Genomic DNA, 23,856 nt, shown 5'->3' on the forward strand with positions numbered 1-23,856 from the left:
TACGAAGCGGTGCTCAGGTGAGTACTGCGAAGGCCCGGATGTCGGCGGCGAGGAGATCGGGTTCCTCGGTCGCGGCGAAGTGACCGCCGCGAGGCATCCGCGTGTAGTGCACGACGTTGTAGTTGCGCTCGGCCCATTTCCGCGGCGGCTGGACGAGATCGGCGGGAAACACGGCCAGTCCGGTCGGCACCGATACCTGCACGGGGCCGGGCGGGTAGTGCTTGTGTTCCCAGTACGGCCTGAAGCTCGCCGCGATCGCCCCGGTGAACCAGTACAGGCTCGCCTGGGTGAGGATCAGGTCCTCCCCGAGACCGGAGAGCTGGTCGCCGTGATCGGTCCAGGCGCGGTACTTCTCCAGCAGCCAGGCGAGCAGCCCCACCGGGGAATCGTTGAGCGCATAGGCCGGTGTGAGCGGGCGGGTGCGCTGCAGGTGTTCGTAGCCGCCTTCCTCGGCGTACCACTGCTCGCCCTGAGCGACGTACGCCGCCTCGTCCTCGGTCGGTCGGGACTGGTCGCCGGGGTCGGCCACGGCCAGCACATGAATGCCGGCGACAGCCTCCGGGTGCGCCTGGCCGAGCCGTGCGCTGATACCAGCCCCGAGATCGCCGCCGTGTGCGAGATACCGGGTGAAGCCGAGCCCGGTCATCAGCCCGTGCCAGAGTTCATGCGTCGGGGTGCCAGGTAACGTCGCCTGCTCCGGCGTGAACGGAAACCCCGGCAGAGACGGCACCACGACGGTGAACGCGCGGGCACCAGCGTCGCCGTACTCGCTCGGACGCGCCAGCCGCTTGGCCAGCTCCACCTCTTCGAGAAACGTACTCGGCCATCCATGGGTCAGAACGATCGGCACCGCGTCGGCCGTCTCCCCGTCGAAACGCAGATAGTGCACGGGCACGCCGGTGACCATTGCCCGATGCGAAGGCAGCGCGTTGATCGCTGCCTCCTGAGCACGCCAGTCGAACCCGTCCGCCCAGAACTCAGCGAGCCTGCGAAGCTCCCCCGGCTCCGTCCCCGCTCCCCAGCCCGTCATCGGCCAGGGCCGCGGCCACCTAGTGGCCCGGATCCGGCGCCGCAACTCGTCCAACTCCGAATCCGGCACGGCTATCAACGGGTCCGGCATACGAACTCTCCTTCATAAGGATGGGAGAAAGCCCGTCGGTACAGCGTCGGTGAGATGCCGAGGGTTGCGCGCATGTGTTGGCGCAGGGAGTTCCCGGTGGCGAAGCCGGCGCGATGAGCCACGACATCGACGGGCAGGTCGGTGGACTCGAGCAGCTCCTGCGCCAGCCGAAGGCGCTGCATGGTCAACCATTGCAGAGGTGCCATGCCCACTTCCTCGCGAAATCTGCGGGTGAAGGTCCGCAGGCTCATCTGGGCGTGGGAGGCCAATTGCTTCAGGGACAGAGATTCCTGAAGGTTCTCGACGGCCCACATCCGCGTGCCGCTCGTCGAAGCCTGCGTCGGTCCCGGCACGGGATGCTCGATGTACTGCGCCTGTCCACCCTCGCGCCACGGCGGTACAACACACAGACGCGCAACCCGATTGGCAACCGTCGACCCATGGTCGCGGCGCACAAGGTGCAAGCACAGATCGATGCCCGCGGCAACACCTGCCGACGTCAGCACGTCTCCGTCGTCGACGAACAGAACCTTCGGGTCGACGTGAACCCGCGGGAACACCTGCTGCAGGTTCTCCACCTCGCTCCAGTGCGTGGTAGCCGAGCGCCCGTCGAGGATCCCCGCAGCTGCCAAGACGTAGGCCGCGGTGCATAACGAGGCGATCCTTGCCTGCGGCCGAATCAGCTCCAAGGCAGCCGAAACCTCGGGCGTCAGCGGTTCACCGCTGCGCAGGTTCCCAAGACGCTGGGTCGGCGGGACAACCACCGTGTCGGCGGTCGCGAGCGCTTCTGGACCGCTGGCCGGCTGCACCGTCAGCTCCGACTCCGTGGTTATCGGGCCGCCGTCGACGCTGCAGATCACCACCTCGTACAACGCCCGCCCGTTCTCGTCCGTAGCACTGCCGAAGATTCGCGAGGGAATGCCCAATTCGAAGGTCAGTACGCCGTCCAGAGCCAGCACCACCACACGATGCGGACGACCTGGGGCCATGGCCCGATTCTGTCACATGGTGACCAGAAGGCCATGGCCTCGGGGACCGGCGCACCCGCAGGCTGTGACTTGGAACGACGGAAAGGGAGAGAAGACTGATGAGTGCCTCGATGCGGGCGATCAGCCCACAGGCATGGGGACCGCCGGAAGTCCTGGTCGAAGTCGAGGTGGCGCGCCCTGAGCCCGGACCGACGGAGATCCTGGTTCGCGTCCACGCCGCAGGGGTGAACGCCACGGACTGGAAGGCTCGCGCGCACGGCGGCCTGAGGCTGTGGGAAGACCCACCGATACTCGGCCATGACGTGTCGGGCGTCGTCGAGGCTGTGGGCCTGGGTGTGACGCTCTACAAGCCAGGAGACGAAGTCTTCGGAATGCCGCGATTCCCCCGCCAGGCAGGCGCGTACGCGGAGTACGTCACGGCACCCGCCCGGCAGTTCGCTCGCAAGCCGAGCTCGCTCAGCCACGTCGAAGCCGCCGCTCTGCCGCTGACGGGTCTGACTGCCTGGCAATCATTGACGGAAACGGCCAAGCTACGACCTGGCCAGCGAGTTCTCGTCCACGGCGCGGCCGGCGGTTTCGGACACGTGGCCGTTCAGGTCGCCAAAGCGCTCGGCGCCTTCGTGATCGGCACAGCCCGGGCATCAAAGCACCCGTTCCTGCGGAAACTGGGCATCGACGAGGTTGTCGACTACACCGCGGTTGACTTCACCGAAGTGCTTCGCGATATCGACGTCGTACTCGATCCGATCGGTGGCGACAATTCGCGTCGATCGCTCCACGTGATCCGTCGCGGCGGAACTCTCATCTCGCTCGCTGGGGCGGACGACGTACCTTCGGTCGAGGAAGCGGGAGCGCGCGGAGTCTCGTCAGGCTTCACCCTGGTCGAACCGGACTACGCGGGTATGTCGGCGATCGCCGACCTCGTGCGAACAGGCAAACTCCGGCCCGAGATCGACGCCGTCTTCCCACTGGAGCAAGCCGCAGAGGCACACCGTCGCGGCGAACGAGGAGGCAACACCGGCAAGATCGTCCTCCGCATTCGATGACCCGGAACGCACGAGGCGCCGCTTGACGCGACGCCCCGCGCGAGGTGAATCTCGGTCGGTCTACGCGGCGATCTCGTAGTTGAGGAACGTGAGTCCCACGCCGATATTCCGTACGCCGACGAGGCGAAGCGGCAGCTTGTCGTCGATGCCGTCGAACAGGCGCTCACCGCGTCCGAGCACGACAGGGAAGACGAACAGACGTAGCTCGTCGACCAGGCCGTGCTCGATGAGAGTGCGCACCAACTGATAGCTGGCGTACACGACAATCTCCCCCTCGACCTCCTGCTTGACCTTGGCGACCTCCGCCACGACGTCACCGCTCAGTACTGCGCCCGCACCCCAGCGAGGCTGTTCGAGAGTCGTCGACACGACGTACTTGGGCATGGTGTTCAGCTTGTCGGCCCATTCGCCGGAACGGTCGAGCCACCGCGAGGCGAACCACTCGTCGCTGCGCCGGCCGAGAAGCAGCGCCTCGGCGCGAAGGGCCTCATCGGTAAGGATCTCCGCCCATGCATCACGGTCCTCGCCGGTGAACTGGTCGAACCAGCCGCCCAGCTTGAAGCCTTCCTGACCGTCCGGATCCTGAACGACACCATCGAGCGAGACGTTCGTCGAAACCACGATCTTTCCCATTGCAGCTATCTCCTTGGTTCGGTTTGCGTTGGTGGAGCAGACACCGAACCGATCAGGAAATGAGCGCTACCGTCGTGGACGATCAACAGCACGACCCCACCGAAGCCTGACTACGCCTGCCGGGCGTAGCGATCGAACGGCCAGGGGTCGTGGGCCGAGAACACATCGACCTCGTCGCGGTGGTCGCGGATCAGTTCACGAAGCCTTGCATGGTTGGCGAGCCGCAGCGGGCGGTCGGTCTCCGTGAGCTCCTCCAGCGCCTCCCAGCCCGGCAGGTTCCATCGGTTCTCCGGGTCAATCTCGCCGTGATGGTAGAAGGCATCGCCGGCATGCAGCAGCCACCTGCCGGTATCGCGGACCGCTACGGCGCAATGCCCCTCGGTGTGCCCAGCGAGCGGGATCAACTTGATCTCCTCCGGCAGACCGTCCAACTCCAGTGCGTCAAACCCGAACCAGGAATCGCCCTTCTGGTCGTTGTACGTGACCCAGTGCGGCCGGTGGGCCCAGTGCGCCGGCCGGCGACGAACGGTGTGTTCCGGGTGCAGATTGGTGGCCGCCATCCCCACCCGAAACTCCACGTCGTGCAGGTGGACCTTCGCCTCCGGGAAGTCGACCAACCCGCCGGTGTGGTCAAGGTCGAGGTGCGTGAGCACGATGTGTCGTACGTCGTCGGCACGGTAACCGAGCCTCTCGACCTGGCGTACGGCGATCTCCGACGGGTCGAGCACGGGTTCGGCCCGTTGCAGGAACGTCTGCCCGAGAGTTTCCTCGCTGCGGGCGATGTCCGCCGTACCGAAGCCCGCATCGACGAGCACCAGACCCGCGGTGTCCGTCTCGATGAGAAGGCAATGATTGACGACCCGCGCCGGCGCCAGCCCAGCACTCTCCGGGGGATTGACCTCGCGCATCGAACCGCAGTTGAGGTGATGAACCTTCACAACCTACTCCTTAGCTTACGTCCGTTCACTTTTAGAGAACGATTGTTAGCTTAAGACTGTTGTTGTGTTCTTGGCAACCGATCGTTCGTTAGTGATAGGCGAACGATCGTCAGGTTAGGATCTGCTGTATGAGCCCTCGCAAGTCCGTCGTCGAAGCAGCCGCCACTCGCACCCGGATCATCGAGCGCGCTCTGACTCTCGGAGCTGTCAACGGCCTCGAGGGACTCACCATCGGTCACCTCGCGACCGACCTCGGAATGAGCAAAGCCGGTGTGATCGGTCATTTCGGCACCAAGGAGGCGCTCCAACTGGCAGTCGTCGACGAGGCAGTGGAGCGCTTCCGAGCCCGAGTGCCGGGCCACGCCCTCGGCGCGCGTCCCGGCCTCGAGCGGTTGTCGCGCGCATTCGAGGAGTGGATCGCTTACATGACGGAAGACGAAGAGCACCGCGGCTGCTTCCTGACCTCCGTCGCCATGGAGTACGACGAACGACCGGGCCCGATCCGCGACGTGATCCTGACCGCCCTCGCGCGCTGGACCGACTATGTGACAGCCGAACTGGACGAGGCCGTCACGGCAGGCGAACTCCCCCACGACACCGACATCCCTCAACTCGTTTTCGAACTCGGCGGCATCGCACTAGCGGTACAGCAAGCCATCCTGCTGAACCGCGACCCATCGGCCGCCGACCGAGGCCGCCGAGCAATCCGCCGCATCCTGAACAAGCCGACGCCCCAAGTCCTCGGCAGCTGACGAGGGAACCATCTGGTGCACTGAGGATGGCTAGCTTCGGTGACATGAGAATCGCAACTCTTGGATCCGGGCTGATGACCGCAGCCTTGGTACCACACTGGATCGCGGCCGGACACGACGTGCTGATCGGTGGCCGAAGCATCGAGCATGCCCGCTCTCTGGCCCGTCGGCTCGATGTGAAGGCCGGCTCGCTGGCCGACGCAGCTGCGTTCGGCGAAGTCGCCCTCCTGGCCGTGCGGAGCGAAGGTCTTGCCGAAGTGATCGCGGATTCCGGCGCGTCCTCAGGCCTGCTGGAAGGCAAGGTCGTCATCGATTGCGGCAACGCTGTCTACCTGCCGGACTTCTCTCAGGTCCGCTGGGACGGTCGATCCCTTGCCGAACAGTTCGAGTTCCAGGCTCCGGGTAGTCGCGTGGTCAAAGCCTTCAATCTGTGCCACGCCGATGTGTGGCGGACTCCGACGACGTACGGCGGCCATCGGCTGAAGGTCCCGTTCTGCGGCGAGCAGGGCGCGAAGCAGATCGTGGCGCCGCTCATCGAAGCAGTCGGAGTGGAGCCGTTCGACATCGGCGATCTCAGCCAGGCCAGGCATCTGGAGGCGATGGCGATCGTCATGATCAGGGCCCTACGCAACGGACTTCCGGTCCGCTCGGCGCTGAATCTCATCCCGTCCGACGCCTGACTCTGCACGACGACGTGCAGCAGCCTCACCGAGCGACGGACTGCGCGTCCAGCAACTCGTCGGTGTGCTCCTCGGCCCAGCGGACGAGCGCTCCGATGGGGTCGAGGAGGCTGCGCCCCAGCTCCGTGAGGTGGTAGCGGTGGTCCGCGGGCCGGGCAACCAAGCCGTGGCGCTCGAGGTCGCGCAGGGTCTGGGTGAGCATCTTCTTACTGATGCCACCGATCCGTGCTTGCAGCGCCGTGTAGCGCCGAGGCTGCTCCCCGAGAGCGACCAGGACAACTGCCACCCAGGTATTGCCGATCAGCCCGAGAGTCGTCCGCGCCGGGCAGTCAGACAGAAACACGTCGAAGTTGGACACGAGCTCTCCTATTCATGACCGGACGCCGTGACGCACCGCCCGCAGCGGTGCGTCACCGCCCCAAGCCTCAATCCACGAGGGCGCCGCCGGAAAGGTTGGCGACTGTGGCGGTGATGGCTCCGCCGCGGTCTGAAGCCAGGAATGCAGCCGTTTCGGCGACCTCGGCGAGTGTGGGCAGACGCTTGAGCAGTGCCCCTTGGGCCAACCCGTCTTCGAGGAATTCCTGCACCGACTGATCGCCCGCGGACGCCATTTGCTTGAAGAGATCCTTGGTGTACGAGTCCGATGCAGGCGCATCGACGATGGCGTGTGGACGGATGCAAACGACCCGTACATTGCTCTGCGCCAGCTCCGCAGCCAGGAGCCGGGAGAACGCCTCCTTGCCGGCCGCGCTCACACCATGGCCCAGGATGCCGCCGGCGGCCAGCTTGGCACCCGGCTCCGACAAGGTCAGGATGACGCCCGGACGCTCATGGCCCATGTGGGGTGCCACTGCCTTGCTTGTGATGAACAAACTCCGCAGGAACCCGTCGATCGGCACCATGAACTCCTCCAGCGAGAGGTCCGCCAGCAACGTCCCCTGGTCGTGCATGACACTGACTGCGTTCAGGGCGACGTCGATGCCGCCGGCCGCGGCCGCAATTGCGGCGGCGTGCCGTTCGACCGCGCGCTGATCGAAAACGTCGACTTGCGCAGTCTCGACCGTTCCACCCAACGCGGTGATGTCGCGCGCCACAGCGTCGAGCTTGCTCTGCGTCCGCCCGGCGAGGAACAGTCTCGCTCCCTCGCGGGCGAACACCCGGGCAGTGGCACCACCAATGGCGCCCCCGCCGCCGTAGATCACAGCGCTCTTGCCCTCCAGCATCGGGCGGCTCATGCGGTCTCGTCCTTCGGCATGTCCCAGATGGCCGCGGGAAGAACCGAGCCTGTTTCCAACAGCGACTTGAGGTTGGCAAGCACCGCCGGCCACCCGCTCGACATACGGTCGAACATCGCCCTGTCGGGAAGGTTCTCGTGCGTCACGGTCAGGCGCACGACGTCACCGCTCGGCTCGATGAGAAAGGTAACGACCGACGGCCCGTTGACCCGCTCCTTATCCGGAGCGGTCTCGAAAGTGACAGTGAGCCGCGTGGGCGGCTTCTCCTCGAGCACGGTGCCGACGACGTCGACGACGCCGGACCCGTCGATGCGGCGGTGCTCCCAAGCTGAGCCGACCTGCCAGTCGGACACATTGGAGTGATGCCAGTACTGTGCGGTCACGTCGGCGTCAGTGAGCGCCTTCCATACTTGTTCGGCGCTCGCCCGGATGTACGTGACGTACACGTACGTCGGGATGGTTGTGGCGGTGTCGGTCACCATGTATTCCTCTGCTCGGTCTCTGATGGCACTCAGGGCCGCCAGCCGCGGCGCGTCGTACGCCGAGATCCAGCGCTCCCCGATCTCGTGGATCGGTGCGGGATTGAGGTAGTGCAAGCGCTCCCTCCCCCGCCGTACGACGACGACGAGGCCCGCCTGCACCAACAGATCGAGGTGCTGGGTCGCTGACTGGCGCGCCATGTTCAGACTCGCGCAGAGCTCAGTCAGCGTCTGCCCGCTCTGCCGGCGGAGCCGGTCCAGAAGCGTGCGCCGCGTCGCGTCGGCCATCGCTTTGAACACCGGATCGAGGGCGTCCTGTTGCGTGGTCACCTCTGAATTATGCAGGTATCTACCTGCATAACGCAACAGAGCTCCGAGACGAGCGGGCGCAACTGATGTGGATTCCCTCGTTCAGCCGGACTCACGGTTGCGGTCGATGAAGCTGACGACCGCGGTTGCTATTGCTTCTGGTTGTTGCAGGAACAGCAGGTGGCTGGCGTCGGGGATGTCCGCGTCCGCGCAGTCCGGGAAGTGCCGGTGGAGTAGTTGCCTGCCTTCGGCGAAGAACTGGCCGCTGTTCATACCCCGGACGGAGAGGACCGGAGCTCGGAGTGCTGCGGCTCGTTGTGGATCGAGAGTCCACCGATGTAGCGCAGGTGCCTCAACCCGGTAGTACGTCTCGGTGTCGCGGATGGCCATCGCGAGCGCCTCGGTACCGACCGACCGGATCAAGTCCGGCCACGTCGGACCGCCGAGTGCGGCGAAGGTGGCGGTCACCGCGCCTTCCATGTCCCCGGCTTGGTACAGCTTCATCACCGGCTCCATGCCGCGGGAGAACTCGGCCCAGCTCGGAACCTCCGTCAGGATCGGCTCGAGGAGAACAAGGCTGCGCACCCGCTGCGGCGCCGAGAGCGCAGCTTCGAGCGCAACTGTTGCGCCGTACGAATAACCGAGGATGTGGGCGGACGGCAGGTCGAGCGCATCGAGGAGACCAAGCGCGTCCGCCGCCTGTTCTTCAGTGCTGACCGGTCGTCGCCCACCAGCGCTGCCGCCCAACCCGCGGCGGTGGTAGCGGATGAAGGACAGCGATGCCGCGCGCCGGCTCAGTGCGGTTGTGAGCGGCCGGAGTCCGTCCGCGAGGTTCGATCCGTGGATGAGCAGCATCGGCTCGCCGTGCCCGACCTGTTCGTATTCGATGTCGACACCGTTCACGTGCGTTGTGTTCATGGGCCCTTCTCAGAGGATGGCGGGTGCGGATCGCAGCCGTCCGCACCCGCGGTTCGGACTACTCGCCCGGAAGCAGGCTTGCGACGACCTCGATGTACTGAACGTCCGGCTCCGCCACGAACAACTCGGCCCCCGACGCACGCAGCGCCGGGCCCATGGTGTCCAGATGCGCCTGCCGATCGGATTCGTTCGTGAACGCGTCATAGATCGCGAACGACGTCGGCCCCAACCGCAGCGCGAACCAGACCACCGCCCGGCCCTCCGCCCGGACGATGTCCACGACCTCCTTGAACTTCGCCTCGACGTCGGCGACTCGGTCCGGCTTGGCCTCGACGCGGATGAACAACCCGACGGTCACCATGGCGTCACCTCCTGATCTCTACCGACCGACTTCTGTATCGATCGCTCAGAAAGTACCGTAGTCGACTTTCTGAGCGATCGCTATACAATTGGCGGATGAGAACGGGAAGACCTCGATCCTTCGACCGCGAGCAAGCACTCGAGGCCGCCGTCGACGTCTTCTGGGAGCACGGGTACGACGCGACATCGATCGCGATGCTCACGAAAGCGCTCGGCATCGCAGCCCCCAGCCTGTACGCCGCGTTCGGCGACAAGCAGACTCTCTTCCTCGAGGCCCTCGACCGCTACCTGAGCAGCTACGGGGCTTTCACCAAACGAGCGCTGGCCGAGGAACCGCAGGCCCGGCAGGCCGTCGAACGCCTGCTCCGAGAGGCGGCTGCGGCGTACACGAGACCCGATCATCCGCACGGTTGTCTGCTGATCACCGCGACAACCAACTGCTCCCCACAGTCGGCCGAGCTCGCAGAGCATCTGCGCAAACTGCGTGCCGCCGGCCTACGCGCCCTCGAGTCGAAGCTCTCGATCGCAGCCCGAGCCGGACAACTCCCCGAGCAGACCGACACCCGTGCGCTGGCGCGGTTCTACTCCGCCGTACTCCAGGGCATGTCAGCCCAAGCCCGCGACCGCGCGACCCGCACCGACCTCGAGCACATCGCCAAGAACGCCCTCCACGCCTGGCCGGCCCACCAAAAGCTCTCCCGCTAATGCAGCTAGTCCGAACCTAGCTCGGGTACGACCGACGGGCTCGTGTCCGAGCGTTGTCCGGGCACCGTTGGTCGGACCGCGAGACCACTGCGGCAGTCCTCCAAACACGACGTCCTCGGTGCGATGAGCACGCTCCGTCGGCCTGTGCTGGTCATTTCACGGCTCCCTGCATCAGCGCCCTCACAAAGTTGCGTTGAAAGATCAAGAAGATCACCAGCGACGGCAGCATGATCAGCAGAGATCCGGCACAGAGCAGCACGACGTCGGTGCCGTGCTGCCCCTGGAAGGCGCCGAGTCCGCCGGCCACTGTTCGCTTCGACGGGTCGTCGACGAGGACGAGCGGCAACAGGTACTGATTCCAGCTGGCCAGGAAGAAGAGCACCGCCAGTGCGGACCACGCGGACGTTGCCAGTGGCAAATGAATTCGCCGGAACGTCTGCCACCCGGTCGCACCGTCGACCTTCGCCGCCTCGGTGAGCGCCGGCTCGATGCCGAGGAAGTGCGCGCGCATCCAGAAGACACCGAACGGCATGAGCAACCCGATCAGCGGGAGCACGATTGCGAACCGGGACCCGAGCAGACCCATGCTCTGCAAGTCGTAGTACAGCGGGGTGATCAGCGCCTCGAACGGCAAAGTCAGCCCGACGACGAGCAGACCGTAGATGACCTTGCCGAACGGCACATTCAGTTGCGCCAGTGCATAACCGGCGGCGGTAGCCATCACGACCGTGGCCGGCACGACGCCCACCACGATGAGAATGCTCGAGCGGAACAGGGCGAGGAAGTTCGCCGAACTCCAGGCGTCCACGAAGTTGTGCCAGTGCGGGTCGCCCGGCCAGGTCAGCCCGCGAGGAGTGCTGCCGGGCTCGGCGAGGGCTGTGGTGAACATACTCAACAGCGGCACGATCGCGAACAGCATCAGCGCCAGCAGAATGCCGGTGCGGGTGACGCGCTGAGCGACGGTGGATTCCGTCATCTCTCCCTCCCGAGCCGCTGGATCGGCCAGATGATCACGAGGACAAGCGCCGCCAGAAAGACGGCGAGCGCCGACGCCTGACCGACATGTTGCTGAAGGAACGTCAAGCGGTAGATCTCCACTCCGGGCACCATCGTCTGATAGCCCGGGCCGCCCTGCGTGGAGATCTGGATGACGTCGAAGCTCGCCAACGCGGCGATGACGGTGAACGTCGTACACACGACGAGCTCTCGCCTCAGTCCCGGCAATGTCACGGCGAGGAACTCGTGGACGCGCCCGGCTCCGTCCAGCCGAGCCGCCTCGTACAGCTCGGGCTCGATCTTGCCGATGCCCGCGAGCAACAGCACGGTGCAGAAGCCGAGCATGACCCACACTCCGATGACGCCGACCGCCGGCAGCGCGAACGTGAAGTCACCGAGCCATGCGCGGGTGTGCCGTTCGAGCCCGACAGCTCGAAGTACCTGGTTCACAAGGCCGTCCGACGAGTACATCCAGGTCCACGCGATGCCCGCCGCGACCAACGGAAGCACCTGCGGGATGAACAGCATCACCCGAGCTGTCGTGCTGAACGCTCCGGGCCGGAGCTCACGGATCAGCGCGGCCGCAACCAGTCCGAGCCCCACCGGTAGGACCGAGTAGAAGACGATCAGGATGAACGCGTGCTCGACCGAATGCAGCAGCTCAGGCTGGGTGAAGATCGCCTTCCAGTTGTCCAGCCCAGCAGGCTTCGCCGGCCCGATGCCGTCCCAGTCGTAGAACGAGTACTGAATCGACTGGAGCATCGGATACAGCACGAACAACGCGTACATCCCGAACGCCGGCGCGACCCAGACCAACGCCGCCCAGTTCCGCGTGCGTCGCGCAGACCGGCGTACGACGTCTCGTGGTGCGACTGGATCCTCCGATCGTTGCCGGAGCAGTACGTCGGTCATCGCCTGAGATCGCGTTCGTAGTCGGACTGCACCTTGGCGGCGTACGCCGCAGGAGTCGTCTTGCCGGCCAGGAGGAGCTGGGTCTGCGGGATGAGGCTGTTCACGTGGATGGATGCCGTCGCGTCGGCCATGAAGCCGACCAGTCCGTTGGACTTCAGCAACTCCTGGAAGGCACCGACGGTCGCCGCGACAGCTGACCCAGCAGCGGCAGTCGGAGGCGGAGCGTCCGCTGGACCGGCAGGCACGAGGCCGCCGAGAGTCACTGTGTCCTGGCGTGCCTGAATATTGGTCTGGATGAAGTCCAGGAAGGCAGCCGCGACGTCGGCGTGCGACGACTTGGCCGCGATCCCCAGATTGGCGGCAGCAGTCATCGCGTACGACGGACCACCGGCCTGGCCCGGAGGGAACAGGAAGAAGCCGAACTTGCCCGCACCGGACTTGTCCAGCCCGGGCGCCTGCCAGTTGCCGCTAGGGAAGAAGACACCGTTTCCGTCGAGGAACTCGCGAGGCGCCCGGGTTTGATCGATGTCGTTGACGTCGGCCGGCAGGTAACCCGACCGGCCCCAGCGCTGTAGGACTGTCGCGCCGTTGACCGTCGCCGGAGTGTTGATGGTCGCGCCCGGCTTGGCGTAGTTCCAGTCCTGGACCGCCTGGGCGGCGGCTGCTGACGACATCACGAGGTTCTGCAGCGGATACACGCTGCCGCCGTCCTTACCGTTGATCATGATCGGCTGCAATCCGGCGTTCTTCGCTTTGCCGAGGAGTTCGTCGAACTCGGCTGCGGTTGCAGGTGGCCTCGACATGCCGATGCGCTGTGCGAGTGCCTTGTTGTAGTAGACACCGGTCAGGCCGAACCCGGGACCGACCGCATAGAGCGAGCCTGTCCCCCGCTGCTTTCCATCCGGTCCGACACGCGTCGAAGCAAACTGTGACTGCGGCCATTTGTCCCAGCCATAGGCCTTCGCGTACGGATCAAGATTGGTCAGCAGGTGGTCCTCGATCAGATTGCCGAGCTGCGAGACCCGCACGATGTCGGGCGCCGTACTTCCCGCCAGGATGTGCGCAACGTTCGTGGTCAAGGTGGCGTAGTCCTGGTTGTCCACCTTGACCGTCACGTTGCCGTACTTCGCGTGGAAGAGCTCACCGAGGGCGGTGTAGAACGGCACGTCGACGCCGCTGTTGACCAGCAGCCTCAAGGTCGCGGGCTCGCTGCCGACTCCGGTCGACACCGGCTTGGACGGCGCCGGTCCGGCCTCGGAGTTCCCGCCTGGTGCGCAGGCCGCAAGAAGCAGCGCGGCAACCGCGCCGACGGCGGTTCGATACAGGTTCAGCGATCGCACGAGAACTCCTTCGAAGGTTCGCAGGGTTGAGTGGAGTGCAAGGCACGACGAAGGGCGTCACCGGCCGCGTTGACGGCATGCTGTGCATCGGGAGTAACGGTGAACATCTCGAAGAAGCCATGGATCTGACCGGCGTACTCGATGAGCTCGACCGGGACACCGGCCCCCTTCAAGCGCCGGGCGTAGTCCTCCCCCTCACCGCGGAGAAAGTCATGTTCGGCGGTGATGATCGTTGCCGGCGCAACGCCTTCCACGGACTTCGCGTGCAGCGGCGAGGCATACGGCGTACTGCGAGCGGCTGGGTCGGAAACGTAGGCCGCCCAGATGTGCTGGAGCCGTTGATAGCTGTTGGTGCCGAAGCCGGTCCGCCCCGCGAAGCTCTCGTACCGCCGCCGAAACGCGAGCTTGTAGTCGGTGTCCTCGGTGCTGTCGACCGCCGGGTAGATCAGCAACTGAGCTGCGAGCTCGACACCCAGGTCGCGCGCTTTAAGGGCTACCGCGGCAGCGAGATTGCCGCCGGAACTGTCGCCACCGACCGCGACTCGCTCGAACTCGCGCCTCGCCCACCCGGCCGCGGCCCACACGTCGTCAAAGCCGGCCGGGAAGGGATGTTCGGGAGCGAGCCGGTAGTCGACGGACAGCACGGCGCAGGCCGCCCGGTTCGCCAGCGCTCGGGCAACGCCATCAGCGGTGTCGAGGTCACCGTGGATCCAGCCACCGCCGTGCGCCCAGACCAGTACGCCGCGTTCCACGCCGGCGGGCCGGTACAGCCGGGCCGGTACGCCATCCGCGTCGACCGGTGCAACGGAAGCCACCGACGCGGGCTCGCCGGTCACCGCCAGTACCTTCGCTCGCGCGTCCGCGCGCACGGCCGCTATGTCGGCGCTCCAGGGGTCGGGCGAGGCGCCGGCGTTCTGCAGAAACCTCAGGATCTCCGCACTCGGCTGTGGCGGACCGGTCACGAACGCTCCACCCATCGGTCAGTCCTCTCGTTGCCAGAATTCCAGACCGAGTACTCAGTCTGTTTCGAAAAGCTACCGAGTACTCAGTCGGTTGTCTATGCTTGGCCGCGAACTGGTCCACCACTACCCGCGAGGAGCTCGACTGTGCCCGCTGCCCAGAAGCCCAAGACCTCCGCCAAAGGCCTCGAGACGCGCGAGCGCATTGTCGATGTCGCCGTGCGCTTCATCGCACGCAACGGGGCCCGCGGGACCAGCCTCGCGGACATTGCCGCCGAGGCGGGCGTGTCACAGACCGGGCTGCTGTACCACTTCCGCACCAAGGAGGCGCTGCTCAACGCGGTCATGGATCGCCACCTCGTCTTCACCGAGGAGTGGCTGTGGGGTGACGGGCCGGACCCCGGGGTCAAGATCGTGGACATCATCGCTCGGCACATGGCCAGCTGGCCGAGTCAGCACGACGACAAGGTCTACAGCCTGCTCGGCATGAATACCGTCGTACTCGGCGAGAACGTCAGCCCGGAGACCGAGTTGCACCCGCGTCTGGTGGAGGGCTACCAGACCACGATCGAGCGCGTCTCCGCGACGTTGCGGTCGGCGCAACAGCGCGGCGAGATGCGCGGCGACATCAACCCGCAGCTGAAGGCGATGGAGATCATCGCCTTCTGCTACGGGGTCGAGGCCGCTTGGTTGGTGGATCCCACGATCCCGGTCGCGGACGCGGCCAAGCAGTGGGCAGCGCAGCAGACCGTCCAGATGACGACCTGATCACTCTGGCTTACCACCACCCCACGCTGCACCTATCTGTCGGCTCCTTCATCCGGTGGACGATGTCGAAACCCACGACGCCGTCCCGACCTATTGGCGTGAGTCGTCCACCGGGGACGACTCACTCGGATGTGGATGGAGGAACGATGACGAGCGGAGAAGAGATCCGGCCGTTCCGGATCGACGTACCCCAGGCTGACCTTGACGCTTTGCAGGACCGGCTGTCGCGGGCCCGATTCATCGAAGACCTGCCGGACGCGGGCTGGGATTACGGCGTACCAGCGACAGAAGTGCGGAGGCTCGCGACGTACTGGGGAACCCGCTATGACTGGCGGCGAATCGAGGCGAGGCTCAACGCGTACCCGCAGTTCGTCACGACGATCGACCGGCAGAATGTGCACTTCCTGCAGGTGAAGTCGGTCCGGTCGGACGCCCTTCCGCTGATCCTCACCCACGGCTGGCCGGGTTCGATTGTCGAGTTCCTGCCGATGATCGAAACGCTCCGCGAGCGGTACCACCTTGTCATTCCGTCCCTCCCCGGCTTCGGTCTGTCCGGTCCGACCCGGGAACGAGGCTGGGGTCCACAGCGGATCGCGGTGGCCTGGGCGGAGTTGATGCGACGCCTCGGGTACGGAAAGTACGGCGCCGTCGGTAACGACTGGGGTACGTTCGTGTCCCTGGACCTGGGCCGGATCGCGCCGCAGGCCGTGGTCGGCGTACACGTGACTCAAATCTTCTCCGGGCCGTCGAGCGATCCCGCAGATTTGGAGGGCCTGACCGAGGCCGAGCAGGCTGCCCTCGCCGGCGCAGCCTGGTTCGAGGCAAATGTCGGCGGCTACAGCGTCTTGCAAGGTCAACAGCCCCAGACGCTCGCGCACGCGCTCAACGACTCGCCGGTGGGATTTCTGGGCTGGGTCTGCCAGCTCTACCGGGGCCAAGTAGACGCCGACTTCATCCTCGACAATCTCATGCTGTACTGGCTTACCGGCACCGTCGCGTCCGGAATGCGCATCTACTACGAGTACGAGCATGGACCGTCTGCGGCAGGCCCATCCACCGTTCCGCTCGGACTCGCGCAGTTCGCCAACGACACCAGTCCGATCCGGCGGTTCGTCGAGCGGGATCACCACAATCTCGTGTCGTGGAATGTCTACGACACCGGCGGCCACTGGGCCGGACATCAAGAGCCGGAGCTACTGGCAGCCGACATCCAGCAATTCTTCGAAAGCTTCACCAGCTGAACATGTCGAGGATCTTGCTGCGACCGTCGTACGTCGGTGTCGGCGGTCTGGCCGTCAGGCGACCCCATCCCGTCAGACACCAGCCTCGATAGGTGCATTCACTGGCACGGATCCGGGTACCGGGTGCGGCACGGCACGAACCCGTGGGAGGTACTGATGCCCGATAGGCCAGCGAACGTGAAGAACGAACCTCGGCCCGTTGTGCGTGGTTGCGTTCGTACCTGATCATCTGTTCAGAACCCTCGCGGAGAAATCTCGTCCGGGCTGCTTGTCTACACGCGGCTGATCGCTTGGCTGGGGCCAACCTCTAGGAGTGGATGTGACTTCAGCAGTCGGCACGGACGATGCGCCTCCGGAAGAGTTCCAATCGGTCGGCGGCACGCTCGAGCGTGCGCTCATCTGGGTGTTCATCGTCGTACCCACAGTCGCCCTGCTGCCAGGGATCTTCTTCGCCTGGGGCGGTTGGATCGGCTGGCGCGACATCGTCATACTGATCGCCTTTTACGCGATCACTACCACCGGTATCGGCGCCGGCTACCACCGATGCTTCACGCACGGCTCGTTCAAATGCCGGCGCGGCCTAAAGATCGCGCTCGCGATCGCCGGCAGCATGGCGCTCGAAGGACCTGTGATCCGCTGGGTTGCCGACCACCGCAAACACCACAAGTTCTCGGATCGAGACGGAGATCCACACTCACCCTGGCGGTACGGCACCACGGCTTGGGCCGTTACCAAGGGATTCCTCTTCGCCCACGCCGGATGGGTGCTATGGGGAGACGAACGCGCCGAGCCCAAGCATTACGCGCCAGACCTCCTCAACGACCGCGATCTGGCGATGGCGTCGCGACAGTTCCGCGTGCTCGCGGTGACCTCATTGCTGGCGCCTGCGCTCATCGGTGGACTGTGGGCCGGGTCGTGGCACGGTGCCGCTACCGGCTTCTTCTGGGGCACTCTGGTCCGTATCGCCCTCATGCACCACGTCACGTTCTCCATCAACTCGATCTGTCACGTCACCGGCAAGAAACCCTTCACAGCGCGCGACAGATCAGGCAACGTCTGGTGGCTCGCCATCCTCAGCCAGGGCGAGTCATGGCACAACCTCCACCACGCCGATCCCACGTGCGCACGCCACGGCGTACTCAAGGGCCAGATCGACATCAACGCCTGGCTCATCAAGCGATTCGAACGGCTCGGCTGGGCGTACGACGTCAGATGGCCAGACCCAGCACGCCTCGAGAAGAAGCGCGCCGCCACCACCTGATCCGGCGCCGACCGGCAACGCTGGGTCACTGCATCGTGTGGAAGTTCTGGGTGCCGATCACGCGCAGCAGCTCAAGTTTCTCTGCGGCGTCGGTGCCCTCGGCCGGGAAGTACGCCAGCAGCTGGATGTCCTGTTCCTCGGTTAGCAGCACCTCGCAGCGAACGGTGACCGGGCCGACCTCCGGGTGCAGGAACGTCTTGCGGTCCGCCCGTCGTACGGCGACCTCGTGCCGGTCCCAGAGCTCGCGGAACTCGGCGCTCGTGCGCAGCAAGGCGTCCACGAGCTCGGTGACGTCGGCGTCGCCGGAGCGGCGGGAGTACGTCGCTCGTAGGTCGGAGACGTGGCTTGCCGACAGGCGCGCCCAGTCCTCCTCCGGCGTCGGGCGCTCACCGGGCTCGGTGAACCAGCGCCAGATCGTGTTCCTCTCCCGGCCCGGTCCCGCGGGAATCATCCTCAACAGCGCCGTGGCGAGCGGGTTGAGCCAGACCACCTCGCCGATATCGGTGCAGATGACCACGGGTACGTCGGTGATCCGGCCGGCGAGGCTGAGCAGGCCGGGCCGCACGTGCCGGCCACCGCGGCGTGGAGGCGGCGTAAGCCCGGCCAGGTGGTAGAGGTGGTCGCGCTGGTCGAGGTCGCACAGCAGCGCGCGGGCGATCGCGCCGACGACTGCCACGGACGGCGCCGACCCGCGGGCCTGCTCGAGCCTGGTGTAGTGGTCGATCGAGACCCCGGCGAGCCGGGCGACCTCCTCGCGGCGAAGGCCCGGCGTACGACGCCGGAAGCCGTCCGGGAGCCCGACGTCGGCCGGACGCACCAGTTCACGCCTGCGGCGCAGGAAGTCGGCGAGGCCGGCTCGGTCGATCATGGGTCCATTCTGGTGCACCTCCTGTCGGCCAGGCAGGGAGAGCCTGTCCCCCGATATGCCGGGCCTGCCGCGGGCCGGCGAACCGGCACACGCTGGCTGGCATGACCACACAACTCGACACCCGCCAGCTCGGTCGCACCGGCCCGACCGTCACTTCACCCGGGCTGGGGGCCATGGGGCTTTCCGGCGCCTACGGCCAGACCGACGATGCCGAGAGCATCCGCGTGATCCACGCCTATCTCGACGCCGGCGGCATGCTGCTGGACACCGCCGACTACTACGCGGCCGGTCACAACGAGATGCTCATCGGTCGCGCGCTGCGCGACCGACACCGCGACCAGGTGGTGCTGTCGGCCAAGTTCGGCGCCCGTCTCTCCCCCGGCCGAGCGCCTGACGGCTTCGACGGCCGCCCTGAGACGGTGCGAAGGTCGCTCACCTACTCCCTGCAGCGGCTCGGTACCGACCATGTCGATATCTACCGGTTGGCGCGGCTGGACCCCGACGTACCGATCGAGGAGACCGTCGGCGCCATCGCCGAGCTGGTCGAGCAGGGGTTCGTCCGGTACGTCGGTCTCAGCGAGGTCGGCGCCGAGACGATTCGCCGCGCCGCTGCGACGGCCCCGATCAGCGACCTGCAGATCGAGTACTCCCTGCTCAGCCGCGGAATCGAGCGCAACGGCATCCTCGACGCCTGCCGTGAGCTCGGCATCGGCCTCACCGCCTACGGTGTCCTCGCCAGGGGCCTGATCGGCGGCAGCGGCAAGGTCGAAGGCGCTCGCGCGCACCACCCACGGTTCCAGGGGGCGAACCTCGATCACAACGCGGCGCTCGCTGCCCGGGTCCGCGAGGTCGCCGTAGCCAAGGGCGCCGCCATCGCCCAGGTCGCGATCGCCTGGGTGGCGGCCCAGGACGAACACATCGTCCCCATCGTCGGGGCACGTCGACCGGAACAGGTCTCGTCGATGCTCGCAAGCACCGCCGTGCCCCTGGACGCCGCCGACCTGGCCCGCCTCGACGAGCTCTTCCCGCAGGATGCGGCCAAGGGCGAGCGCTACCCCGCGCCGTACATGGCAGACCTGGACAGCGAGCGCTAAGCCGGGTGATCCGCTGAGAGAGCGTCGGCCCGGGATTGCCGGGCCGACGCTTCGGTCACTTCTCGGGGTAGAGCTTGCTGAGGAGGTTTCCGTTCTTGTCGTAGGCCCTGACCTTCAGTGGATCTTTGTTGGAGTGCGGGGTCTTGTCGAGAGCGGTGAAGGCGTACCAGCCGTCCTTGAGTGGTGCTTCGTACCCCGGGCCGGAGCCGATCTGTACGACGACCTTGGCGGTGTTGGCCGGCGCTTGCCCCCAACCGGTGGGCAGCGACCGGCCACAGACAGCACCGTTGCAGTCTGTGCCTTCGGGAAGGATCGTGGCGATCTCCTTGCCGAAGGTCCCGTCAGGCCACTCGATCCGCGGGTAGTCCGTTCCGAGGTCGTCGAGGCGCACGGCGGTCACCCCCCAGCCGTAGCCGGCGCCCTGAATCTGGTCCGCAGGCAACTGGCAGGCGATCACCGTTTTGCCGGACGGTGAAGCCGCGATCAGCAGTTCCCGGCTGAATCCACGGTAGTTCTTCTCATCCAGACTGAGCCGGTCCGAGACCAGGATGTGCCACTTGGTCATGTCGACCCAGGCGCTCACCGAGCAGTTGCGAAGCTGGCCGGCGGCGTCCTTCGGGAGCGGATCCGCCTTCGCGGCGGCGACCAGTGCGGCGGAGGGTTTGTCCCCACCGGGGATCGTGCAGAACGGACTCAGCTGGGTCCTGGCACGGGACTTCGAGATGTAGATCTGCGAGCTCACGGACCGGAAGCCGGTGCTGCCCTTCATCGAGCCATTCGTACTGGGGTACCGCAGCGCGCAGCGGCGTGCGGCCTCCTGCGCCGAGATCCGCTGGCCGGCGCCTTCCTCGCCGCGGGGGACGCCCGCGACCGAACTGAACTGGGAGTTGTCGGGTTGGGTGCCGGCCACGCCGGGGTCGTTGCCGGTAGCGGTGAAGTGGGGAATGAGGGTGACCACGAGGGCTGCCGCAGCGACGCCGGAGATGACGCCGCCCGCCTTCAGGAAGCGTCGGCGCCGGAGGCCGCGGCGGCCTCGGGCGAGGACCGTTGCCGTGTCGAATTGATCCAGTGGTGTGGCGTCGGCCAGGCGCTGCAGCTCAGCGCTGACCTCGCGGGTGTCTTCCATCTCGTTCTCCTTCACAGCGCCGGACTCCGTCGCCGGTCGATGGCCTTGCGGAGAGTGTCGAGGCCGCGGGCGGCCTGGCTTTTCACCGTGCCCTCCGAGCATCCGAGGATCTCCGCGGTCTGCTCGACCGAGAGGTCTTCGTAGTACCGAAGGACCACGCAGGCACGCTGGCGTGGCCCGAGTGCTCGCAGCGCTTCGAGCACCTCGTCACGGTCAGCGTGCCCGGCCGCGAAGTCGCCATGGACGGCGTACTCCGTAACCTCGGCGCTGTTGACCTCCCGGCGCCAGGGACGCCGACCAGCGTCGTACGCAACGTTGACCAGCATCCGGCGGACGTACGCGAACGGGTTGCCGGCCCGTTGCACCTTCGGCCAGGCCAGGTACAGCTTGTAGAGCGTCTCCTGGACGACGTCCTCCGCCTTGTGCCAGTCGCCACCGATCAGGTACGCCGTTCTCCGTAGCGACGGAATCGCCGCCTCCACGAACTCGACGAACGCCCTGTCCCGCTCCGTCATCCGCGCCTCCACTCTCCATGTCCCCCTCAAGACGGAAAGCCAATTCCTTGCGGTTGCATCCTCAAAGGCGGAAATCCGAGAGAGGGTCGCTGATCGCCGAGAACCGGAAGACCCACTCGCACAGGCCCCAGCCGTAGTTGCTGACAGCAAAGATCTCCCAGCAGCGCCGGAGCAGGCGGCACGCGCGCTCGGTGCGGTGCGGACCGGACCTTCCGGACCTGCTTGAACTCTCGGGCCGGACCGGCTGCTCGAACCGGTCCAGACCTGATACCGTGTGCCGTCCCTCGGGCCGTCAGAGCTTCCGGGGGCTCAAGAAGGGAAGCAGTGTGAGGCTCTTCAACACCAAGAAGAAGAAGTTGGTCGCCGCGACCATCGCGGCGGTCAGCATCATCGGTGGAGGTGCGATCGCCGCGAACGCCGCGGGTGGTACGGGATGCCAGTACCTGACGTACCCGCTGTGCGCGCGCTCGGTCGCGTCGCTCCAGGTCGTGGACAACTCGCTGGCGGAGGCTGACCTGAGCCCCGCCGTGCGGGAAAAGCTCAACAAGGTCGGCACTGGCGAGGCCGGACCCGCAGGTCCGGAGGGCCCCGCAGGTGCGGCCGGTACGGCAGGCAAGGACGGCGTCTCCGGTCTCGCGGTGACCGGCCCGACCAAGGACGTGCCGAAGGGCTTCAGCACCCTGAAGCTCGATTGCGCCGACGGTAAGAAGGCGATCGGCGGCGGACTCAAGTGGGACACCGGATCCGGTACTGCGGCCGACGTGGTGATGAACGGCTCCTACCCGACCGATCTCACTGAGGTCGACGGTGTCGCGACGGCCACTTCCTGGACGATCGCCCTGACCAACAACGACCCCAAGGGCCAGATCACGGTCCAGCCGTTCGTGACCTGCGTCGCCGCGAACTGATCCGCACCTTCGAACCTGCCGACCCCTGAGCCGAACCATCGGCCAGGGGTTCGGCATTTTCGGGGTGGCTGAGCCTGTGCAGGTTTCCGGATTGCTCGCTGATCGTCAGTTGTGGGAGGTGTCAGCGGTCAGTTCGGCCGGCACCGGTAGGCCGAGGTGGTCGAGGAGGTCGGCCAGCTTGGCGTCGAGTTCTCGCCCGACCTGCGCGATACGCGAGTCGCCAAAGCTGTCGAACAGGGTGCTGGGCTGGTCGATCGTGAACCACGTGCGATTGTCGTGGTCCACGTAGATCGCGGTGCGCAATGGCGCGTAGAGCATTACCGAGGGGTCGTGCTGGAACATGCGTTGGGCGAAGACGTGATTGCCCATCAGGTATTCCACACACGCATGCGATTCGGCGGCCAGTTCCATCAGGGAGCCGACATCGGTGCTCCAGTACCTGATGAAACTGTGCGGGGCGTTTTCCTCAGTTGCCTGCCGGACGAGGTCCCAACTGGCCTGTTCCTTCTTGAACTGCTCGTAGCGGTGTGCCTGAAGCTCCGGTACGGCGCGCTCGTAGCTGTCCCGGAATTCCGGGAAGGTCGTCGTGACGGGGATGGTCAGGCGGACCACCTCGTGCGGGAAACGCTGGATGGAGTGGGAATCGCTGGCGGGCATGGAATTTCCGTCCTTCGATGGTCATGGCTGTTGCTCGATCAGGGTCCGGAGAACCGGTGAAGCGGCCACGGTGCCGATCGCGGACGGCACCCTGGCGACCCGTCAGTCGCGGAGGAACTCCAGGGTCTGCTGAACGAACAGCTGGTGGTACTGGAAGATCGCGCCGTGGCCCGCGTCCGGGTAGATGCTCAACGTAGCGTTGGGGAGCAGTTGCGCGAGGTTGAACGAGCTGATCGTCGGCACCAGAAGGTCGTTGTCGCCGTTGACGACCAGGACGGGCTTGTCCACGTCGGTCAGACCGGCGGGCGAGGTGCCCTGCTCCCATTTCGTTGCCGCGATCAACTGGGCACCGATCGTCTCGTCCGTCACGGGCGCGTCGCGGTCCTCCGTACGCTCGTCCAGGCGAGCGAGAAACGCGTCCGCGGCGGCCTGGCTGCGCGACGTCGGCGAGAAGAAGAGGTAGTGCTTGGGGTGCTTGCCTTCAGCGGCCGACTTCCCGAACGCATTTTGCAGCGTCGAGCCCCAGCCGGCAGGCCCTTCGTCACCGGCGGGCGACGTACCGGCCAGGACGATCCGCCGGACCAGGTCGGGCCGCTGCTGGACGACCGCCTGGGCCACCATGCCACCCAGGGAGAAGCCCAGCAGATCGACGAGGTCGAGCCCGCGTGCCTCCAGGAAGGCCGCCGTGTCGGCGGCCATCGCCTCGATGCTGTCGGGGGTCGTGCCACCGGAACCGCCGACGCCCCGGAGATCCACCACGATGACGCGTCGCTCGGCCGCGAGGCCGTCGACCACAGCGGGATCCCATTCGTCCAGCACCGCAGTGATGTGGTTCAGCAACACCAGCGGTACGCCGCCGGCCGGACCCAACTCGCGATACGCGAACGGCGTTCCGGCGACGTCCACCGTCTCGCCAGGTGCTTGCACAAAACTCGCTGTCATGTCTCGCCCTTCTTGCGCGATGACTCCGCGCTCGTCTAGGGAATTCGCCTCGTGGCGCTCCTGGACAGCCTCGCCGGGATCACCGGGAACCGCTTCCGTCGGAAG

At 66.2% G+C, this 23,856-nt stretch carries 27 protein-coding genes; 9 read left to right on the top strand and 18 right to left on the bottom strand.

From position 1 onward, the window contains the following. Positions 1-13: 13 nt before the first annotated feature. Together EV653_RS14950 and EV653_RS14955 are read right to left on the bottom strand one after the other, a co-directional pair. Positions 14-1,120, bottom strand: a complete 1,107-nt coding sequence (locus tag EV653_RS14950; protein ID WP_134103120.1) for an epoxide hydrolase family protein — start codon at positions 1,118-1,120, stop codon at positions 14-16. Further along, a complete protein-coding gene (locus tag EV653_RS14955) occupies positions 1,105-2,079 on the bottom strand; it encodes a GlxA family transcriptional regulator (protein WP_238159738.1) in 975 nt (324 codons plus the stop codon). Before EV653_RS14955 ends, EV653_RS14950 begins: the two co-directional genes overlap by 16 nt. A 128-nt stretch (positions 2,080-2,207) precedes the next feature. On the opposite strand from EV653_RS14955, the gene EV653_RS14960 reads away from it, so the two are divergent. Further along, complete coding sequence (locus EV653_RS14960) at positions 2,208-3,155, top strand: NADP-dependent oxidoreductase (protein WP_134103126.1); 948 nt, start codon at positions 2,208-2,210, stop codon at positions 3,153-3,155. 60 nt (positions 3,156-3,215) lie between these two features. On the opposite strand, the gene EV653_RS14965 is transcribed toward EV653_RS14960, so the two are convergent. After that, positions 3,216-3,788 (bottom strand): dihydrofolate reductase family protein, encoded by a 573-nt coding sequence (locus tag EV653_RS14965; protein WP_134103129.1) that lies wholly within the window; start codon positions 3,786-3,788, stop codon positions 3,216-3,218. Between the two features lie 110 nt (positions 3,789-3,898). Then, positions 3,899-4,726: an MBL fold metallo-hydrolase gene (locus tag EV653_RS14970; protein WP_134103132.1), complete on the bottom strand. Its 828-nt coding sequence runs from the start codon at positions 4,724-4,726 to the stop codon at positions 3,899-3,901. A gap of 128 nt (positions 4,727-4,854) precedes the next feature. Here EV653_RS14970 and EV653_RS14975 point away from each other — a divergent pair, with 128 nt between their 5' ends. Together EV653_RS14975 and EV653_RS14980 are read left to right on the top strand one after the other, a co-directional pair. Next, complete coding sequence (locus EV653_RS14975; RefSeq protein ID WP_134103135.1) at positions 4,855-5,478, top strand: TetR/AcrR family transcriptional regulator; 624 nt, start codon at positions 4,855-4,857, stop codon at positions 5,476-5,478. Positions 5,479-5,522: 44 nt separating this feature from the next. Further along, the gene (locus EV653_RS14980) at positions 5,523-6,158 is read left to right on the top strand and encodes an NADPH-dependent F420 reductase (RefSeq protein ID WP_166679400.1); all 636 of its coding nucleotides are present in this window, start codon (positions 5,523-5,525) and stop codon (positions 6,156-6,158) included. A 25-nt stretch (positions 6,159-6,183) separates the two neighbouring features. Here the strand turns inward: EV653_RS14980 and EV653_RS14985 are convergent, their stop codons facing one another. The 5 genes from EV653_RS14985 to EV653_RS15005 form a co-directional block, all read right to left on the bottom strand. After that, complete coding sequence (locus EV653_RS14985) at positions 6,184-6,516, bottom strand: winged helix-turn-helix transcriptional regulator (RefSeq protein WP_134103141.1); 333 nt, start codon at positions 6,514-6,516, stop codon at positions 6,184-6,186. A 67-nt stretch (positions 6,517-6,583) separates the two neighbouring features. Continuing rightward, positions 6,584-7,393, bottom strand: coding sequence for an SDR family NAD(P)-dependent oxidoreductase (locus tag EV653_RS14990; protein ID WP_134103144.1), 810 nt, complete (start codon positions 7,391-7,393; stop codon positions 6,584-6,586). After that, positions 7,390-8,238: an SRPBCC family protein gene (locus EV653_RS14995; RefSeq protein ID WP_238159739.1), complete on the bottom strand. Its 849-nt coding sequence runs from the start codon at positions 8,236-8,238 to the stop codon at positions 7,390-7,392. The genes EV653_RS14990 and EV653_RS14995 overlap by 4 nt, the downstream gene beginning before the upstream one ends. Positions 8,239-8,283: 45 nt before the next feature. After that, on the bottom strand, positions 8,284-9,099 hold the full coding sequence (locus EV653_RS15000; RefSeq protein WP_134103147.1) for an alpha/beta fold hydrolase: 816 nt from the start codon (positions 9,097-9,099) through the stop codon (positions 8,284-8,286). A gap of 58 nt (positions 9,100-9,157) precedes the next feature. Continuing rightward, on the bottom strand, positions 9,158-9,460 hold the full coding sequence (locus EV653_RS15005) for a putative quinol monooxygenase (RefSeq protein WP_134103150.1): 303 nt from the start codon (positions 9,458-9,460) through the stop codon (positions 9,158-9,160). A gap of 95 nt (positions 9,461-9,555) precedes the next feature. Here EV653_RS15005 and EV653_RS15010 point away from each other — a divergent pair, with 95 nt between their 5' ends. Further along, on the top strand, positions 9,556-10,164 hold the full coding sequence (locus EV653_RS15010) for a TetR/AcrR family transcriptional regulator (RefSeq protein ID WP_134103153.1): 609 nt from the start codon (positions 9,556-9,558) through the stop codon (positions 10,162-10,164). 151 nt (positions 10,165-10,315) lie between these two features. On the opposite strand, the gene EV653_RS15015 is transcribed toward EV653_RS15010, so the two are convergent. The 4 genes from EV653_RS15015 to EV653_RS41140 are packed head-to-tail and all read right to left on the bottom strand — an operon-like array spanning position 10,316 to position 14,389. Further along, entirely contained in the window at positions 10,316-11,140 is an 825-nt protein-coding gene (locus EV653_RS15015) for a carbohydrate ABC transporter permease (protein ID WP_134103156.1), read from the bottom strand. Further along, positions 11,137-12,072 carry a carbohydrate ABC transporter permease gene (locus EV653_RS15020; protein WP_134103159.1) on the bottom strand — a complete coding sequence of 312 codons (936 nt, stop codon included), beginning with the start codon at positions 12,070-12,072 and terminating at the stop codon, positions 11,137-11,139. Before EV653_RS15020 ends, EV653_RS15015 begins: the two co-directional genes overlap by 4 nt. Then, the gene (locus EV653_RS15025; RefSeq protein ID WP_166679401.1) at positions 12,069-13,412 is read right to left on the bottom strand and encodes an ABC transporter substrate-binding protein; all 1,344 of its coding nucleotides are present in this window, start codon (positions 13,410-13,412) and stop codon (positions 12,069-12,071) included. Before EV653_RS15025 ends, EV653_RS15020 begins: the two co-directional genes overlap by 4 nt. Beyond that, positions 13,400-14,389 (bottom strand): alpha/beta hydrolase, encoded by a 990-nt coding sequence (locus EV653_RS41140; protein WP_166679402.1) that lies wholly within the window; start codon positions 14,387-14,389, stop codon positions 13,400-13,402. Before EV653_RS41140 ends, EV653_RS15025 begins: the two co-directional genes overlap by 13 nt. 129 nt (positions 14,390-14,518) lie before the next feature. On the opposite strand from EV653_RS41140, the gene EV653_RS41145 reads away from it, so the two are divergent. From EV653_RS41145 to EV653_RS15040, 3 genes are all read left to right on the top strand, one after another. Further along, complete coding sequence (locus EV653_RS41145) at positions 14,519-15,139, top strand: TetR/AcrR family transcriptional regulator (RefSeq protein WP_166679403.1); 621 nt, start codon at positions 14,519-14,521, stop codon at positions 15,137-15,139. 146 nt (positions 15,140-15,285) lie between these two features. Beyond that, positions 15,286-16,380 carry an epoxide hydrolase family protein gene (locus EV653_RS15035; protein ID WP_134103169.1) on the top strand — a complete coding sequence of 365 codons (1,095 nt, stop codon included), beginning with the start codon at positions 15,286-15,288 and terminating at the stop codon, positions 16,378-16,380. A 319-nt stretch (positions 16,381-16,699) separates the two neighbouring features. After that, positions 16,700-17,641 (top strand): acyl-CoA desaturase, encoded by a 942-nt coding sequence (locus tag EV653_RS15040; RefSeq protein ID WP_134103172.1) that lies wholly within the window; start codon positions 16,700-16,702, stop codon positions 17,639-17,641. A gap of 25 nt (positions 17,642-17,666) precedes the next feature. Here EV653_RS15040 and EV653_RS15045 read toward each other — a convergent pair whose 3' ends face one another. Continuing rightward, complete coding sequence (locus tag EV653_RS15045) at positions 17,667-18,509, bottom strand: helix-turn-helix transcriptional regulator (RefSeq protein ID WP_202871602.1); 843 nt, start codon at positions 18,507-18,509, stop codon at positions 17,667-17,669. A 101-nt stretch (positions 18,510-18,610) separates the two neighbouring features. Here EV653_RS15045 and EV653_RS15050 point away from each other — a divergent pair, with 101 nt between their 5' ends. Then, entirely contained in the window at positions 18,611-19,603 is a 993-nt protein-coding gene (locus tag EV653_RS15050; protein WP_134103175.1) for an aldo/keto reductase, read from the top strand. A 55-nt stretch (positions 19,604-19,658) separates the two neighbouring features. Here the strand turns inward: EV653_RS15050 and EV653_RS15055 are convergent, their stop codons facing one another. Then, the gene (locus EV653_RS15055; RefSeq protein ID WP_134103178.1) at positions 19,659-20,729 is read right to left on the bottom strand and encodes a hypothetical protein; all 1,071 of its coding nucleotides are present in this window, start codon (positions 20,727-20,729) and stop codon (positions 19,659-19,661) included. An 11-nt stretch (positions 20,730-20,740) separates the two neighbouring features. Then, the gene (locus EV653_RS15060) at positions 20,741-21,244 is read right to left on the bottom strand and encodes a SigE family RNA polymerase sigma factor (RefSeq protein ID WP_134103181.1); all 504 of its coding nucleotides are present in this window, start codon (positions 21,242-21,244) and stop codon (positions 20,741-20,743) included. Positions 21,245-21,570: 326 nt separating this feature from the next. Here EV653_RS15060 and EV653_RS15065 point away from each other — a divergent pair, with 326 nt between their 5' ends. Beyond that, on the top strand, positions 21,571-22,152 hold the full coding sequence (locus EV653_RS15065; RefSeq protein WP_134103184.1) for a hypothetical protein: 582 nt from the start codon (positions 21,571-21,573) through the stop codon (positions 22,150-22,152). Between the two features lie 105 nt (positions 22,153-22,257). On the opposite strand, the gene EV653_RS15070 is transcribed toward EV653_RS15065, so the two are convergent. Beyond that, complete coding sequence (locus EV653_RS15070; RefSeq protein ID WP_134103187.1) at positions 22,258-22,809, bottom strand: DUF302 domain-containing protein; 552 nt, start codon at positions 22,807-22,809, stop codon at positions 22,258-22,260. 102 nt (positions 22,810-22,911) lie between these two features. Further along, positions 22,912-23,751 carry an alpha/beta fold hydrolase gene (locus tag EV653_RS15075; protein ID WP_134103190.1) on the bottom strand — a complete coding sequence of 280 codons (840 nt, stop codon included), beginning with the start codon at positions 23,749-23,751 and terminating at the stop codon, positions 22,912-22,914. Positions 23,752-23,856: the final 105 nt, after the last annotated feature.

Source organism: Kribbella pratensis (assembly GCF_004365355.1).
Taxonomy (GTDB): domain Bacteria; phylum Actinomycetota; class Actinomycetes; order Propionibacteriales; family Kribbellaceae; genus Kribbella.